Annotated in this window: 16 protein-coding genes; 12 read left to right on the forward strand and 4 right to left on the reverse strand. The window is 72.8% G+C overall.

What is annotated here, in order from left to right; translation table 11 throughout:
• Positions 1 to 73: 73 nt before the first annotated feature.
• Complete coding sequence (locus tag D1825_RS15910) at positions 74 to 823, reverse strand: class I SAM-dependent methyltransferase (protein ID WP_118768395.1); 750 nt, start codon at positions 821 to 823, stop codon at positions 74 to 76.
• A 106-nt stretch (positions 824 to 929) separates the two neighbouring features.
• Here D1825_RS15910 and D1825_RS15915 point away from each other — a divergent pair, with 106 nt between their 5' ends.
• On the forward strand, positions 930 to 2,192 hold the full coding sequence (locus tag D1825_RS15915; RefSeq protein ID WP_233549944.1) for a D-arabinono-1,4-lactone oxidase: 1,263 nt from the start codon (positions 930 to 932) through the stop codon (positions 2,190 to 2,192).
• On the forward strand, positions 2,185 to 2,586 hold the full coding sequence (locus D1825_RS15920) for a YchJ family protein (protein ID WP_118768396.1): 402 nt from the start codon (positions 2,185 to 2,187) through the stop codon (positions 2,584 to 2,586). Before D1825_RS15915 ends, D1825_RS15920 begins: the two co-directional genes overlap by 8 nt.
• A 191-nt stretch (positions 2,587 to 2,777) precedes the next feature.
• On the opposite strand, the gene D1825_RS15925 is transcribed toward D1825_RS15920, so the two are convergent.
• A complete protein-coding gene (locus D1825_RS15925; protein ID WP_118768397.1) occupies positions 2,778 to 4,175 on the reverse strand; it encodes a hypothetical protein in 1,398 nt (465 codons plus the stop codon).
• 362 nt (positions 4,176 to 4,537) lie between these two features.
• On the opposite strand from D1825_RS15925, the gene D1825_RS15930 reads away from it, so the two are divergent.
• The 5 genes from D1825_RS15930 to D1825_RS15950 all read left to right on the forward strand — a co-directional run bounded on the left by D1825_RS15930 (position 4,538) and on the right by D1825_RS15950 (position 11,537).
• A complete protein-coding gene (locus D1825_RS15930) occupies positions 4,538 to 5,065 on the forward strand; it encodes a SipW-dependent-type signal peptide-containing protein (RefSeq protein ID WP_118768398.1) in 528 nt (175 codons plus the stop codon).
• 31 nt (positions 5,066 to 5,096) lie between these two features.
• Complete coding sequence (locus D1825_RS15935; RefSeq protein ID WP_118768399.1) at positions 5,097 to 6,449, forward strand: signal peptidase I; 1,353 nt, start codon at positions 5,097 to 5,099, stop codon at positions 6,447 to 6,449.
• 90 nt (positions 6,450 to 6,539) lie between these two features.
• On the forward strand, positions 6,540 to 7,919 hold the full coding sequence (locus D1825_RS15940) for an MFS transporter (protein ID WP_118768414.1): 1,380 nt from the start codon (positions 6,540 to 6,542) through the stop codon (positions 7,917 to 7,919).
• Positions 7,916 to 9,331: a pyridoxal phosphate-dependent decarboxylase family protein gene (locus D1825_RS15945; RefSeq protein WP_118768400.1), complete on the forward strand. Its 1,416-nt coding sequence runs from the start codon at positions 7,916 to 7,918 to the stop codon at positions 9,329 to 9,331. The genes D1825_RS15940 and D1825_RS15945 overlap by 4 nt, the downstream gene beginning before the upstream one ends.
• Positions 9,332 to 9,431: 100 nt before the next feature.
• Positions 9,432 to 11,537: a hypothetical protein gene (locus D1825_RS15950; RefSeq protein WP_118768401.1), complete on the forward strand. Its 2,106-nt coding sequence runs from the start codon at positions 9,432 to 9,434 to the stop codon at positions 11,535 to 11,537.
• A gap of 33 nt (positions 11,538 to 11,570) precedes the next feature.
• Here D1825_RS15950 and D1825_RS15955 read toward each other — a convergent pair whose 3' ends face one another.
• A complete protein-coding gene (locus D1825_RS15955; RefSeq protein WP_118768402.1) occupies positions 11,571 to 12,104 on the reverse strand; it encodes a UDP binding domain-containing protein in 534 nt (177 codons plus the stop codon).
• Here D1825_RS15955 and D1825_RS15960 point away from each other — a divergent pair.
• The 5 genes from D1825_RS15960 to D1825_RS18025 all read left to right on the forward strand — a co-directional run bounded on the left by D1825_RS15960 (position 12,025) and on the right by D1825_RS18025 (position 15,269).
• A complete protein-coding gene (locus D1825_RS15960; protein ID WP_199721626.1) occupies positions 12,025 to 12,447 on the forward strand; it encodes a hypothetical protein in 423 nt (140 codons plus the stop codon). The two genes, D1825_RS15955 and D1825_RS15960, sit on opposite strands and share 80 nt — an antisense overlap.
• A gap of 148 nt (positions 12,448 to 12,595) precedes the next feature.
• Entirely contained in the window at positions 12,596 to 13,105 is a 510-nt protein-coding gene (locus D1825_RS15965) for a hypothetical protein (protein ID WP_118768404.1), read from the forward strand.
• 83 nt (positions 13,106 to 13,188) lie between these two features.
• Positions 13,189 to 14,313 (forward strand): ABC transporter permease, encoded by a 1,125-nt coding sequence (locus D1825_RS15970; protein ID WP_118768405.1) that lies wholly within the window; start codon positions 13,189 to 13,191, stop codon positions 14,311 to 14,313.
• Between the two features lie 10 nt (positions 14,314 to 14,323).
• Entirely contained in the window at positions 14,324 to 15,016 is a 693-nt protein-coding gene (locus tag D1825_RS15975) for an ABC transporter ATP-binding protein (RefSeq protein ID WP_118768406.1), read from the forward strand.
• Between the two features lie 70 nt (positions 15,017 to 15,086).
• On the forward strand, positions 15,087 to 15,269 hold the full coding sequence (locus tag D1825_RS18025; RefSeq protein ID WP_138067697.1) for a hypothetical protein: 183 nt from the start codon (positions 15,087 to 15,089) through the stop codon (positions 15,267 to 15,269).
• A 103-nt stretch (positions 15,270 to 15,372) separates the two neighbouring features.
• Here D1825_RS18025 and D1825_RS15980 read toward each other — a convergent pair.
• On the reverse strand, positions 15,373 to 15,947 hold a 575-nt coding region (locus D1825_RS15980), incomplete at its 5' end, for an LPXTG cell wall anchor domain-containing protein (protein ID WP_118768407.1).

The raw sequence follows: 15,947 nt of genomic DNA on the forward strand, positions 1-15,947 counted from the left end.
GTCAGATGTGCCGAGGGCAACGTATCGGCGAGGCGAACCGCGCGGAAGGGGCCGAACGTGTGAGGCCGACTCGTCAGTCCGAGCCGGCGCCGGCGAGCCGGTAGACCGACACGTGCGACCGTGAGTCCGCGGTGAACTTCGAGCCGTCCCAGTCGGCCGTGCGCGACTCCAGCACGAACCCTGCGAGCTGCCCCATGAGGTCGAGCTCGGCGGGCCAGATGTACCGGTGCGGGCTCCGGCCCAGTGAGGCCGCCGTGCCCTCGCCGAACCGGAAGTGGTGCGAGACCACCTGCTGGTTCAGGACGTCATACGTGTCGAGGCCGATGTAGCCGGGCTCGTCGTGCCACACCGTGGCGCCCCTGCCCGGCGGGAGCGAGCGCAGCTCGGGCACCCACAGCTCGATGACGAACCGGCCGCCGGGCCTCAGGTGCCGGGCGGCGTTGCGGAAGCACGCGACCTGCTCGGCCTGCGTGAGCAGGTTGGAGATGGTGTTGAAGACGAGGTAGACGAGCGCGAATTCCCCCGGCGCCCGGACGCGCGCCATGTCGCCGACGACGACCGGGATCGTGGCCTCGTCGGCCTTGGTCCGCAGGCGCTCGAGCATGGGCTCGGACAGCTCGATGCCGGCGACGCTCACCCCCGCCTCGGACAGCGGCACCGCCACGCGTCCGGTGCCGATCGCGAGCTCGAGCGCCCGACCGCCAGCGGCGAGCTCGACCAGGCGGTCGACGGTCGGGCCGAGGACCTCGGGCGCGAACATGCCGGTGCCCGGGGTGTCGTACTGGGCGGCGATGTCGGCGCCCCAGATCTCTGGCTGGTTCATGGGAGTCGATCCTGCGGCCCGGACGCGCCGTCGTGCACGCGCTTTCCTGGGCGCCCGATCCCGCTCGCATTGGCGCGAGCGTCGGCCAGTCGGGAAGATCGGAGCCGTGAGCAGCACGAAGACCTGGGCCGGGACGTACACCTTCACCGCGCCCCGGCTGGTCGAGGCGCAGTCGATCGACGATGTCCGCGAGCCCGTCGCGGCCGGCGGCCGCGTCCGAGCGCTGGGCACGCGGCACTCGTTCAACGACCTGGCCGACACCCGGGGCACGCTCGTGACGGTCACGGACATCCCGGCCGACCCCGTGCTCGACGAGGGTGCCCGCACGGTCACGGTCGGGGCCGGGACGCGGTACGGGGTTCTCGCCACCTGGCTCCAGGACCGCGGCTGGGCGCTGCACAACCTCGGCTCGCTCCCGCACATCTCGATCGGCGGCGCGATCGCGACCGGGACGCACGGCTCGGGGCACGGCAACGGCGTGCTCTCGACCGCTGTCCGCGCCGTGACCTACGTCGACGCGGCCGGAGGGCTGACGACGGTCACGCGGGGCGATGCCGAGTTCGACGGGCTCGTCGTCGGGCTGGGCGCGTACGGGATCGTCGTGCGCGTGACCCTCGACGTCCAGCCCACGTTCGACGTGCGGCAGGACGTCTTCCACGGCCTGCCGTGGGACGCCCTGCTGGACGATCTCGACGCCCTCACCGGCGCCGCGTACAGCGTCAGCGTCTTCACGACCTGGGACGAGCCGACGCTCGACCAGACCTGGCGCAAGACCCGGCTCGACGACGGCGCACCGGTGCCCGATCGCTGGTACGGCGTGGCGGCCGCCACCGGGTCCGAGGGGCGGATCGTCGCCGGCAGCGAGGACAACCTCACGACGCAGGGCGGCGTCCCGGGTCCGTGGTCGCAGCGGCTGCCGCACTTCCGGCTCGACTCGACGCCGAGCAACGGCGACGAGATCCAGACCGAGTACTTCGTCGACCGCCGCGTGGCAGCCGACGCGCTCCGGGCCCTGCGAACGCGCGCGCCGCGGATCGCGCGCGTCCTGCTCGTCAGCGAGCTGCGCACGGCGGCCGCCGACGGCCTGTGGCTGAGCCCCGCGTACGAGCGCGACGTCCTGGCCATCCACTTCACGTGGCAGAACCGTCCCGACGCCGTCCGCGCGCTGCTGCCCGAGATCGAGGCGACCCTCGCGCCATTCGACGCGCGTCCGCACTGGGGCAAGTTCCACGGGATGTCTCCGCAGGCCGTCGCCCGCGTGACGCCGCGGCTCGACGACGCCCGCGCCCTGTTCGAGCGGCTGGACCCCGAGGGCGTGTTCAGCGGGCCGCACCTGGAGCGGCTCGGCCTGCGGGACCGCCGTGCCTGACGATCTCCCGGGCGACGACGAGGCGTGCCCGTGCGGCCTCGGAGTGTTCGGCACGTGCTGCCGACCGGCGCTCGACGGTCGGCGCCCGGCACCCACCGCCGAGGCACTCATGCGCTCGCGCTACACCGCCTTCGCGGTCGGCGACGCGGCGTACCTGCTGCGCACCTGGCACCCGGCCACCCGGCCCCGCACGCTCACGCTCGAGCCCGACCTGCGCTGGCGGCGGCTCGTCGTGCTCGACGTCGTGGCGGGCGGCCCGTGGGACGACGCGGGCGAGGTGGAGTTCGTCGCGCACCACGAGGCCGACGGCGCGCGCGGGCTGCTGCACGAGCGCAGCCGGTTCGTCCGCGAGCGCGGGTGGCTGTACGTGGACGGGTCGACGCCGGCGAGCTGACGCCGCAGGTCAGGACGTTCGCCCCAGACGTGCGGGATGCGCACCGCTAGGGTCGGCGGGACCGCGGCCTCCCGACGCGTTGACCTGACCACGTGGCTGGAAGGACGACACGTTGAGCTCGTTCGCCACGTTGCTGATGGCCGCGCTGAGCACCTGCGCGGGTCCCCTGGGCCTCATCGGCCTCTGGCTGGTCACCGCCGTCTGACGGACCGAGCGCTGGCGGTCGCGCCGTCGGGGGACGCCGCAAGCCGCCGGCGTGACGCGAGCACCCCGATGCCCGCGAGCAGGAGCAGGAGTGTACCGACGGCCAAGGAGGTCGCGTCACCGCCCGTCGCCGAGAGCTCGCCCGGTGCGGGTCCGGCCGTGGAACCCGGGGCAGGTTGCCGCGGCGGGCTCGTCGGGCCGGGAGCCGCAGGTGCAGGCGTCGCGGTGGTCGTCGGTGTGACGGCGGGCGAGCTGGTCGGCGTCCAGGAGGGTGACGGCGAACCGGTCGGCGCGACCGTCGGCGTCGTCGTCGGCGTCGTCGTCGGCGTCGTCGGCGTCGGCTCGCCCACGGCGGGCTCGACCACGACCGATCCGGTGGCGCTGGCCGAGACGGCCTCCTGCGTCACGTCGGCGCGCCCGTCCACGCGGAACTGCGTGCTGAAGACCGCCGCCGCTGCACGCACGAGCCCCGGCGCAGGGACGGTCACCGTGCAGGTCAGGAGAGCGGAGTCGGCACCCGGCGCGAGGTCGTCGAGGGCTCCCCCGGCGCAGCCTGATCCCGACCACGACAGGCCGCCGACGACGACGTCTCCGGTGTTGGTCACGCGCAGCGTCCATGTGACGTCGGCGCCGGCACGGACCGGGTCGGGCGACCCGGCCACGCTGAGCGCGATCGCCGGGGAGAACGGCACGACCTCGACCGTCGGCGAGGCCGTGGTCCTGACGACGTCTCCCGTTCCCGGGACCGTGGCCGAGAACGTCACGGCGTCGGTGACCGGTCCTCGGGCGGGGGCGACGGTCGTGCACGTCACCTCGGCGGTCGACGCGCCGGCCGGGAACGGCCCGGGTTCGTCGTGTCCCGGGCACAGCGTCGACTCCCACCCCGGCCCGACGAGCCTTGCGCCACCGGTGTTCTCGAGGCGCGTGGTCCACACGATCTGCTCCCCCGGGCGCACGGTCGACGGCTCGCCGTGCACCGATCCGGTGATCGACGTGGACAGCACGGGGACGTGCCCGACGAGTGGGACGACGAGCGTCTGGCCGATCTCCGGGACGTCGGCGCGGAACGTCGTGGCGTTGGTCACCTCCCCGAAGGCGGGCGCGGTGACCGCGCAGGTGCCGGTCGGCGTCTCCTCCCCCGGTGCGAAGGGGCCCGCATAGGCCGCATCGCCGCACACGTCGCTCGACCAGCCGATGTTCGTCAGGGCGGTGGTCGAGACCTCGGCGTTCTTGCCCGACATGTACCAGGTGACGGTGCCGCCGGGCTCGACCGGGTTCGGGTAGCCGTAGTACGTCGTGTAGAAGTCGCGCACGACGTCGTCGTCGGCGCCCTGTGCCGGGACGGCGAGCCCGCACAGGCAGGCCCCGACAGCAGCCGCGAGCACGAGCGCTCGGCACCGTCTCCCGGCGGCTCCCTGCGGGGCTCGCTCCCCCTGCGTCTTCGTCGTCTCGCCCCCAGACCCGGCTGACTGCCGGCCGAGATCGTCCGTCGGACACACCGTGCACCGCCAACGTACGACCAGACGCGTCGTCACGGAACAGCGGGCGTTATCGCACCTGAGCGCCGACGAGCGACGCAGCCCCGCCGAATCCACCCGGACGCACACACCCCACGCTGGTCGCACCACGCTCTTCGGGGGCGCCGAGGAGACCTTCGTCCCACGAGGACGGCGCCGGCCGGGGGTGTGATGAACAGCCACGGTCGCCCAGACGTCGAGGTCGGGCGGCACGGCTCCTGGAGGAAGCCATGGACGCCCGCAGGTACACGAAGATCGCCGCGATCCCCGCCGGACTTCTCGTCGCCGGGTTGATGATCGGCCAGGCATCCCACGCCGCCTTCACGGCGCAGACCAGCACGGGTGCGAACTCGTTCACGTCCGGCAGCGTCGCCCTGACCAACAGCAAGGTGGGCACCGACGTCTTCACGGTCACGGGCATCGTCCCCGGCGCCACCGGTACGAAGACCGTCGACGTCACCTACACCGGCAACCTCGCGGTCGTCGTCAAGATGTACGCGAAGGACGGCGACACCACCGGCGCGCTCGCGCAGGCGCTGCAGATCACCGTCAAGACCGACGGTTCGCCGATCTTCGCCGGGACCCTCGCCGAGCTCTCGGCACTCACCGCCTGGTCGCAGGGCGTCGGCGGCTGGGCCCCGACGTCGACCGCCACCAAGCCGTACGAGATCTCGTGGTCGCTGCCTGCGTCGGCAGGCAACACGGTCCAGGGGCAGACCACGGCGCTCAAGTTCGCCTGGGAAGCGCAGACCAGCTGATCCGGACCCACACCACGAGCGGGAGGCTGACGTGCGCGAGCACCACCAGGCGTCGAGCGACGGCTGGCCGACCACCGTCCGCGTGACCCTCGCGCGGACGGTGCTCGCCACGCTCGCCGGGCTCGCGGTGTGGCCGCTGCTGCTCGCTCTGCTCGGCCTCAACGTCGCCGCGATCGCGTCCGGCTCGATGTCGCCCGGCATCCGCGTCGGCGACGTCGTCGCGTCCTCTCCCGTGGCGTTCGACGAGGTGCGGGCCGGCCAGATCGTCACCGTGCACAACCCGGCCGCCGAGGGTCACCTCCTGACCCACCGCGTGCACGCCGTCCGGGCCGACGGGTCGCTTCTCACCAAGGGGGACGCGAACGCCGACGTCGACTCCACGCCCGTTCCCGTCGGGTCTGCGTGGCTGGGTCGGCTCCGCGTCCCGTGGGTGGGCTTCCCGAAGGTGTGGCTCGACGACGGCAGCTGGGTCGCGCTCGGTGCCGCGGCCGCGGCGCTGGCGCTGCTGGCCCGATGCGCCTCCGACCGGCCGCTCGCACGGCCGGACGAGCGCGGCCGCCTGCGACTCTCGCCGGCGACGGCCGGTCTCGTGGCCCTCGCGGTGGTCGCCGCACCGCTGAGCGCGGCCCGGAGCGACGCCGCGTTCGCCGCGACGACGAGTACCGGTGCGAGCAGCTGGACCGTGGCCGGCTCGGCACTCGGCCCCTACGGTGACGCGGTCCTCGCCGACTCGCCGTTCCTGTTCTTCCGGATGGACGAGCAGTCGGGCGACGTCGTCGTCGACTCCTCGGGCAACGGCCACACGAGCGGCTACCGCGGTTCCCCGACCCGGGACGTCGCGGGCGCGCTCCCCGGGCAGACGACGGTGAACTCCGCGACGCTCTTCGGCGGCGTGTCCGCGATCGCATCGAGCCGGGTCTACCCGAACACCACCGACTTCACGTTCGAGGCCTTCGTGAAGTCCCGGAGCTGGGCGGACAACGATGGCACGTCCACGATCGCCGAGCTGCGGACGGCGACGGGCTTCCGCGACCGGATCTTCGTCCAGTACGGAAGCCTGTACTACCAGGCCGACGAGGCCTCAGCTCCCCTGCACCTGCAGTGGAACATCCCGGGCGACGCGACGTGGCACTACCTCGCGGTCTCGATGTCCGGGGCCTCGGTGACGATCCGGATGGACACCTCCGTCTGGCGCGGCACGGTCCCGGGCCGCGACACGGTGACCGCCGCTCGGTTCGTCATCGGCACCCACCTGCAGCCCTACGACGATCCCGGCGCGCTGGGCGTCGAGAGCTACAAGGGAGTCATGGACGAGGTCGCCCTCTACACCTACGCACTGACCGAGGCGCAGATGGCGGCCCACCACGCCGCGTCGCGCGCCTGACGGTCCCCCTCGGCCTCTGCCAACGCGCCGCTGCTCTCGAGCGGCGTGCCGAGGTTCGGCGAGAGCCACCGAGCGGGCATGATGCGCGCCATGCATGAAGGTGAAGCCACGATCCCCCGCCGCACCGTCGTCGGGTACGCGCTGGGATCCGTCGGCACGGGCGGGTTCGGGACGCTCCCCGGGCTCGTGCTCGCCTACTACCTGACCGACACCCTCGGCGTCGCCGCCGGCGTGGCAGGGCTCGTCGTGACCGTGCCGAAGATCTGGGACGTGATCATCGACCCGTTCATCGGTGCTCGGTCGGACGCCTCCGCAGCCCGACGAGGGTCGCGGCGCCCGTTCCTGCTGGCCGGCGCGCTCACGCTTCCGCTCCTGTTCGCGGCAGTGTTCGCCGCACCCCGTGCGCTCGACGGGCCGTGGGCGGCGGCCTGGGTCGTCGTGACGTTCATCGCGGCCGCGACAGCGTTCAGCCTGTTCCAGGTCCCGTACATCGCGCTGCCGGCGGAGATCGCGCCGACCTACGCCGCGCGGACGCGCCTGCTCGCTCCGCGGATCGCGGTGCTGGCCGTCGCGATCCTGGCGTTCGGCGCGGGCGGACCCCTGGTCCGCGACGCAGCGGGCGGCGGGCGTGCGGGGTACGCGGTGATGGGGATCGTCTGCGGCGTCGTGATCGGGCTCGGAATGCTCGCCGCGTGGTGGGGCGCCCCGCGCCGTGCCGTCGTCGAGGCTCCCGAGGAGGTGGCTGTCGCGCCCCGGCCCGAGCGACGCGGCGACGAGTTCCGCTCCGGGATCGCCGCGCTGCGCGAGCTGCCGGCATTCCGCGCGCTGCTCGCGGCATTCGTCCTGCAGGCGCTGGCCACGGGCGCGATGCTCGGCGCGGCGCAGTACGTCGCGACCTACAGCCTCGGTTCCGAGGACGCGGTCACCTACCTGTTCGTCGCGCTCGTCGCGCCGGCGCTGCTCGTCATGCCGCTCGCGACGCGGCTCGCCCGCCGCGTCGGCAAGCAGCGTGCGCTCGTCGGCGCGTCGGTGCTGTTCGCGGCCTCGGCACTGTCGCTGATGTTCCTGCGCGGCGCTCCCGGCACGTGGGTCTACGTGCCCGTCGCGCTCGCCGGCGTGGCCTACGCCGGGATGCAGCTCTACCCGTTGGCGATGCTCCCCGACGTCGCGGTGGTCGACGCCCGCACGCGCGGTGTCGACCGTGCTGGCGTCCTCGGTGGCGTGTGGACCGCGGGCGAGACCGCCGGGCTGGCTCTCGGCCCGACGCTGGTGCTCGGCCTGCTCGCGGTCACCGGCTTCGTCTCCCGCACGGGCGACGAGGTCGCCGCTCAGCCCGCGTCGGCACTCACCGGCATCGTCGTCGCGTTCTCCCTGCTGCCCGCGATCCTCGTCGCGCTCAGCCTCGTCCCGCTCGCTCGCTACCGGCTGACGGCCGACGTCGTCGACCACCGCACGGAGGTTTCCGCATGACCCGTTCCCCCGACGACGTCCTCGCCGAGCTCGCCGCCATGCGTGCGACCGACCCGCCGACGCACGGCGGCCGGATCCTCGCGTACGTGTACGACTCGGGGCGCGCCGACCTCGATCGCCTCGCCGAGCAGGCAGCGACCGCGTTCCTGCCGGTCAACGGACTGGACCCGACCACCTTCCGGTCGGTCGCCACGCTCGAGAGCTCGCTCGTCGGCCGCGCGCGCGACCTGTTCCACGGCGACGACGACGTGGTCGGCTCGGTCACGTCCGGCGGCACGGAGTCGTGCCTGCTCGCGGTCAAGGCCGCGCGCGAGCTGTGGCGTGCCGCCGACCCGGCCCGTTCGCACGCCCGCGCGGCCATCGTCCTGCCCACCACCGCGCACCCCGCGTTCCACAAGGCGGCCCAGTACCTCGACCTCGACGTGGTGGCCGTGCCGGTCTCGGTGGAGTCCGGTCGTGCCGAGGCGGCGGCGCTGCTGGCGGCGCTCGACGAGCTCGGCGAGCGGGCCGCGCTCGTCGTCGTCTCGGCGCCCAGCTACCCGTTCGGCGTGATCGACCCCGTGACCGAGGTCGCCGCCGGGGCATCAGCGCGCGGCGTCGCGTGCCACGTCGACGCCTGCGTCGGCGGCTGGGTGCTGCCGTGGTGGGGCGAGCTCGACGCGTGGGACTTCGCCGTACCCGGCGTGACGTCCATCTCGGCCGACCTGCACAAGTACGGCTACGCCCCCAAGGGCGCGTCCGTGGTGCTGCACCGCGGCCGCGAGCGGCACGCCGCGCAGTACTTCGCGACGACCGCGTGGCCGGGCTACCCCGTCGTCAACCCGACCGTGCTCGGCTCGCGCGCCGCCGGCGCGATGGCCGCGGCCTGGGCGATCGGCGAGGCGCTGGGCGACTCGGGCTACGCGGAGCTCGTCGCGCGCACCCGGTCCGCGGCGGACACGCTGCGCACCGCGGCTGACGCGATCCCCGGCCTGCGGGTCGTGGGCTCCCCGACCGGTCCGCTGCTCGCCCTCGCCGACGACGGCGGCGTCGACCCCTTCCGTCTCGTCGACGCGCTGCGGCGGCACGGCTGGCTCGCGCAGTCCCAGCCCGCGATGACCCAGCCCGACGGCACGGTCCTGCCCCGCACGGCGCACCTCACCCTCACCGCCGTGTCCGACTCGATCGCCGCGGACCTGGCGGCGTCGCTCGTGCAGGCGGCCGACGAGGTCCGCGGGGTGCCCGCGGCCGATCCCGATCCGGGACTCGTGGCACGCGTGCTCACCGAGGGGCTGCCCGACGAGCTGGCCGGCGTGATGTCCACGCTCGAGGCACTGCCCGGCGAGGTGGTGCGGCCCGCGCTCGTCCAGGTGCTGCAGGCGGCGATCGACCCGGCGCGCTCGAACCAGACCAGGACGCGCCCGCCCGAGTGAGTTCTCGACTCCCGGCACCCCCGGGTGGTCAGGTGCCCGCGGCGATCAAGGCACAATGTGCGCGTGCCGATGCAGGAGGCACCTCGACGACAGGACGACAGTGCCCCGCATCCGACGCATCTCACGCGCCACGGCCATCTCAGCCCTCGTAGCACTCTTCGCGGCCGGCGCCGTGGCACCTGCGGGGGCCGACGAGGCGAGCACGGACGCCATCACCTACCAGGTCGCGATCCCGAACGACGCGAGTCACATCACCTCTCGGGTCGTCGACGCCAACGGCGACTGGTGGGGTTCGTCGACCATGCGCACCGTCGATGGTGTGGCGCAGTTCGTCACGAGCTGGCCGCGCACCGGCCCCGTCGGCGACCCGGTGGTCAAGATCGAGGTCGACGGCTCGGACTTCGTCGGCGGCTACGTCGCGGGCGATGCCCTCGTCGCGACTCGCGCGCAGGCAGCCGCGGTGCAGGCCCCGGCAGACCTCGGCACGTTCGAGCTACGGCCCGCGGCCACCATCTCCGGACACGTCACGGGGAGCAACGGCGACTTTTGGCGGCTCAGCATGCAGGCGGGTGCCACTGGCGCTGAAGGGTCCCGCTCCGGACCCGTGGACGAGGACGGCGCCTTCACGATCCGCGGCCTCGACCCGGACCTGTCCTATCCCCTGCAGGTCATGGCGTACACCGGCTCGTCGTACGTCGGAGGCTGGATCACGTCCCAGGGGACGACCTCCGACCTCGATGCCGACGCAGCACCGGTTCAGGCGGGGACGACGCTCGACGTCGCCCTCGACGCGGTCGCCAAGATCGAGGGGACGCTCCGCTACGCCGACCGACCGCTCGTCAGCGGCGACACCAGGTGGGCGGTCGTGGCGAGCGCCATCCATGGCGAACGCAGGCAGGTCGCCTACAACCGCATCGACGGGTCCTACTCGATCGACGGGCTCCGCGCCGGCGCGTCGTACACGGTGTGCGTCAGTGGCGGAATGGGCATCGACGCCGGATGCCTGGGGCAGGTCGATGCCCACGTCGTGCCGACCGGTGCCGCCGTCCCGGTCACGGCGCCGGCGACAGACGCCGACGCCGTGGTCTGGGAGTCGCTGTACAGGACAGGGGCGAAGCCCACCATCGAGCGCACCCCCGCAGTCGGTGACGTCCTGACGCTTGCTGCGCCGACCTGGAGCGAGGACGACGTCACTGTCACCTACAGCTGGCACTCGGGAGAGGACCTCGCGCGCGGCACGGTGACGACGAACGCCGCAGGCTCGACGTATCGGGTCTCTCCCGACGATGTCGGCAAGTACGTCTGGGTAGTGGTCACAGCATCGGCGCCCAACCGTCTGGACGGTACCTACGGCTCAGAGACCTGGGCACCTGTGAGCCTGGGTGCCGCTCCGGCGGTGACGGCCGCGATCACCGGTTCCGCGCGCGTCGGGTCGCGTCTCGACGCGAAGGTGACCGGGGGGCAGTCGGGTACGACGACCAGCTACGTCTGGACGTCGAACGGCCGGATCATCGGTCGTGGCTCATCGCTCACCCTCGGCCCCGGCGAGGTCGACACCTACGTCCAGCTCGTCGTCCGCAGCGTTCTGGCAGGACACGAGACAGCGGAGGCGACGGACTCCGTCTGGGTGACTCCGGGCGCCGCGCCTCGTGCACTGGTCGCCCCTCGACTCACCGGGGCCGTCCGCGTCGGCTCCACGCTGAAGGTCGATCCCGGGACCTGGAACTCGCCCGGGGTCCGGTTCACGTACACGTGGACACAAGGCACCATCACCTCCTCCGACAACCGGTCGGCGTCCTACAAGCTCTCGCTGTCTGACACGTCCAAGCGGATTCGCGCGCACGTCGTCGTCTCTCGCCCCGGGTACGAGTCCACGACTTTCGACCTGGTGACCGGTCTCGTCCCACGAATCCGCCCGACCGTCAGCGCGACCCTGGTGGACCGCTCGGTCCGCACATCCTCGCGCGCGAAGGTCGTCGTCAAGGTCACCGGCCAGGTCGGGCCGCGCGGCACCGTCAAGGTGCGCTACGGCTCGAAGGCGGTCAGCGTGAAGATGGTCCCGACGTCGAAGAACCGCGTCACGGTCGTGCTGCCGAAGCTCAAGCGTGGCACCTACAAGGTCTCGGCGACCTTCACCCCGACGGGCAGCTCCGCGTCGTGCCTGACTCCGGCGAGCTCGTCGACCAGCACGTTGACCGTGCGCTGATCGTCGAAGGTGTCCTGACCCGCTCCGACACCGTCACAGCCGCTCGGCGACCGCCTCGGTCGCCGTACCCGACGTGTCGAGGAACAACCGCGACCGTCGCGCGAGGGCGTCGACGTCGTAGACGCCGTGCTTCTGGACGAGGACCGCGATGTCAGCACCCTCGAGGGCCCGACCGAGGTCGGCGTCGGACACCCGGTTCGCGCCGTCCACCGACCACCGACGCACGAGTGGGTCGTGGTACTCGACGCGGGCGCCCCGAGCGATGAGCTCCTCGGCGAGCGGGACGGCGGGCGACTCTCGGTCGTCGGCGATGTCGGGCTTGTAGGTCACCCCCAGCATCAGGACGCGCGCGCCGCGCAGATCCTGGCCGCGCTGGTCGAGCAGATCCTGCGCGCGGTCCACGACGTACGCGGGCATGGAGGTGTTGACCTCCTGCGCCAGCTCGACGAACCGCAACGGCTGACCCAGGCGCTGGACGACGTGGTGGTTGAGGTACATCGGGTCGATCGGGATGCAGTGCCCGCCGACGCCCACGCCCGCCTCGCCCCACCTCGAGGCGAGCGACATCGCGTGGCTCACCGACGTCGAGCGGACCGTCGCCGCCCGGTCCGTGGATGGTGCTCCCGAGCTCGGCGAGCGCCTGGCGCTCAGCGTGCCCGACCTGTTCCTGTCACGGTGCGGCAACCGCGTCCTGGTCGAGACCGCCAGACGGCTGCGGTTGCACGTCCTGCGTGCGGTCAACCTCTACGGCCCCCAGGTGGCGCTCGATCTTCATGCCGAGCGACTCGGGGGGATCGCCGCAGCGGCACGCTCGGGTGATGCCGAGCTGCTGGGAGCCGTCGTCCGCGTTTTCAGCAACCACGCCCTGCTCGACATCGCCGCAGCAGCGCGCACCGCTGCCGACGGGTAGGCCGGTCAGGAGCGCTCGTCGACCCGCAGGCTCGGTGTCCGAGAGATCGCGCCGGCGTTCGGCCATCCGGGCGGAGGAATCCAGGTGAGTTCATGGAGGGCACGCGATCCCTGACGGTGCAGCAGCTGCGCGAGAAGGGCGTGTTGCGATGACGGCGCGGCTCGACCCCCGCGTCGCAGGGCTGGCGCGCGAGAGCGAGCGCTGGGTGCGCGAGCAGGACGGCGGGTTCGCGATCGGCAGGAAGGACGTCCACGTCGTCGTCACCGACGACGCGGGCACCCTGACCGTCGAGGCCTTCGAGCGCGGCGCCTCCAACGGTGTCCAGCTCGTCACCGACGACGACGAGGTGCTGCAGCGCTACCTGGTGACCTGGCTGCTGCCCGCCTGGCGGGAGACCCACGGGCTCGGGTTCCTGCCGCGGCCGGGCACCCGGGAGGCTCCGGGGTACGCCGTGGTCGACGGCGGGACCGAGGCCGGATTCGAGTACCGGATCCGCCGGGCCCTCGACGGCGAGATCGTCGCGCGCGACCTGCTCGACGTCGACGCCGAGGCGCTCGTCGTGACCCTCCCGCACCCTCTCGACGACGTCCTGGCGGCCGCCCGCGACCGCAACGGCGCACCGGTGTGGGCCTCGGCGCGGCGCTGGCTGCGCCGCTGAGCTCCCCACCACGCGTGGCGCGGTGCGCCCGGCGTCCTGACGGTGCAGGGTGGGGTCACTGACCGTGCACCTCGGGGAGCCCCATGTTCGTCGCGCTGCGTGACCTGCGGTTCGCCCGCGGGCGATTCCTGCTCATGTCGACGGTCATCGTGCTCATCACCTACCTGGTGGTGTTTCTCGCGTCGCTGACACGCGGGCTGGGCGAGGACTCCACGTCCGCGATCACGAGCCTGCCCGCCGACCACCTGGCGTTCACCGTGGCGGCCGACGCCCCGCCGTCCGGCCCGGGCGGCGGGCCGACGTTCACCGGGTCGCAGGTGGAGCAGCAGCAGTGGGAGGCGTGGGGCAAGGTCGACGGGGTGAGCTCCGCGCAACCGCTGGGGATCGCCCAGGTGCGGGCCACGTCGACGACGACGACCGCCGCGGTCACCGCGTTCGGCATCGAGCCCGCCTCGGGGCTCCTGCCCGAGGGTTCGGGCGACGTGGACGTCGCCGACGGGAGCGCGCTCCTCTCGTCGGGCGCTGCCGATGCCCTGGGCGCCAGCGCCGGCGACACGCTGTCGATCGGCACGCTCACCGTCACGGTGAGCAGCGTCCTCGATGTCACCGCCGCCTACGCCCACACACCCGTGATGTGGACGAGCCTGGCCGACTGGCAGGAGCTGGGCGCCCACCTCGCGCCGGGCTCCGACCCCACGACGGTCGCGACCGTCGTCGCCCTGACCACGAGCGGAGCCGACGACGCCGCCCTCGCTGCCGCCGACGACGACATCGGCACCGTCACCCAGACCGCGCGCGCATCCCTGTCCGCCATCAGCTCGTACGCCTCCGAGCACGGATCGCTGCTTCTGATGGTCGTGTTCCTGGTGGGCATCGCCGCGCTCGTCGTCGGCGCGTTCTTCACGGTCTGGACCATCAGCCGCAGTGGAGACGTGGCCGTCATGAAGGCCCTCGGCGCCTCGACCCGGTACCTGCTGCGCGATGCCCTGGGCCAGGCGCTCGTGATCCTCGTCATCGGCGTCGGCATCGGGACGCTACTGGCCTGGCTCACCACCGTGCTGCTGCAGTCCGTCGTGCCCGTGGCCATCGGGGTGTCGACGACCCTGGTGCCCGCGCTCGTCCTCGTCGTCGTCGGACTGCTCGGCGCCGCGCTCGCCATCGCCCAGATCACCCGCGTCGACCCGCACGCCGCTCTCGCGGCCCGCTGACGGAGACCCCATGGACCTGCGCCTCGAGAACGTCACCCTGGTCTACCCCGACGGCGACGCCACGCTCACGGCCGTGGACGACGTCAGCCTGACCGTCCCGTCCGGCACGACGACAGCCCTGCTCGGCCCGTCCGGATCAGGGAAGTCCAGCCTGCTCGCGGTCGCGGGCGGCCTGACGCCGCCGACGTCCGGCACCGTGAGCTTCGGCGAGAGTCCTCCCGTCTTCACGACGACGACCCCGCGCGACGCAGCGACGACCATGCGCCTCGAGCGGATCGGGTTCGTGTTCCAGCAGCCGCAGCTGATCCCGTCCCTGACCGCGCTCGAGCAGCTGGAGCTGCTGGCACACCTGCGCGGGCGCCGGTCCTCCTCGGTCCGGGACCGGGCGCTCGAGATGCTGGACGCCGTCGGCCTCGGGCCGTGGGCGCACAAGCGGCCCGGCACGCTGTCCGGCGGGCAGCGGCAGCGCGTCGCCATCGCGCGGGCGTTCGTCGGCGAACCGCACGTGCTGCTCGTGGACGAGCCCACCTCGGCCCTGGACCACGAGCGCGGTGTCGAGATCATCGCGCTGGTCACGTCGTTGGCACGCAGGTTCGACGCCGCGACCCTGCTGGTCTCGCACGACGAGTCCACGCTGGGGGCCGTGGATGCCACCGCGCACCTGCTGGACGGCCGCCTGGTGGCGCGGCCCACCGCCGCCTGACGCGCGAGGCCCGTCCCGCCATCGGCAGGTGTGGCGCGCGTCGGGCCGCGCTCATCGCTACGGTCCGACGATGGGAGACGACCAGCGGACCGGGAACGACGCCGTGTGGCGCACAGTCCGGAGGAAGTTCACGATTCTCGGTGTGGCGCTCATCGTGTTCGTCGGCTCGATGCTGTTCCGCGGATGCAGCGGCGAGCCGGAGCCGACAGCACCTGGCGGATCGGCGGCGGCGTCGGTCACTACCGACGGGTGATCCCTGCGGACGTTGCAGGCCGCCGCGACAGCGAACGAGGACGGCTGGGCCACGCATGACGCGAGGGGCCACCGCCTGTGGCCCCTCGCGTTGATGAACCTTCTCAGCTGGCGATCTGCTGCGGCTGCTGGCGTCGGCCGACCGCGAGGGCGATGCCCGCGCCCAGGCCGCCCATGCCGAGTGCGGCCAGCAGGAGAGCCGAGTCGCTCACGCCGGTCTGGGCCAGCTGACCACCGGGCTGCACCGCGGCCGCGTTCATCCCAGCCGTGTTCATCGCCGTGCCGCACGTGTCCAGCGACTCGCCTCCCGCAGCACCTGCCACGGGAGTGTTCTGCCACTGGCCCTGGTCGTCGACCGACTGGCCACGGTTGTTCGACGTGACGGTGTTGCCGGAGCTGTTCGACGTGTTGGCGTTGCCCGTGTTGGTCTTGCCCGTGTTGGTCTTGCCCGAAGTGGACTTGCCACCGGTAGTCGGCTCGTGGGTCTTGCCTCCGGTCGGCGGTGTGACAGTCGTGCCGTGGTTGCCCGAGGGAATCGGGTTCTGCGTGCCGGGCTCGTCGTGGTTGCCAGCCGGGATCGGGTTCTGCGTGCCGGGCTCGTCGTGAGTGCCCCACGGCCCGTCGTTCGGCGCGGGCTCGTCGTGAGTGCCCCACGGCCCGTCGTTCGGCGCGCCCTCGT

This window comes from Cellulomonas rhizosphaerae, from assembly GCF_003470205.1.
GTDB lineage: Bacteria > Actinomycetota > Actinomycetes > Actinomycetales > Cellulomonadaceae > Cellulomonas > Cellulomonas rhizosphaerae.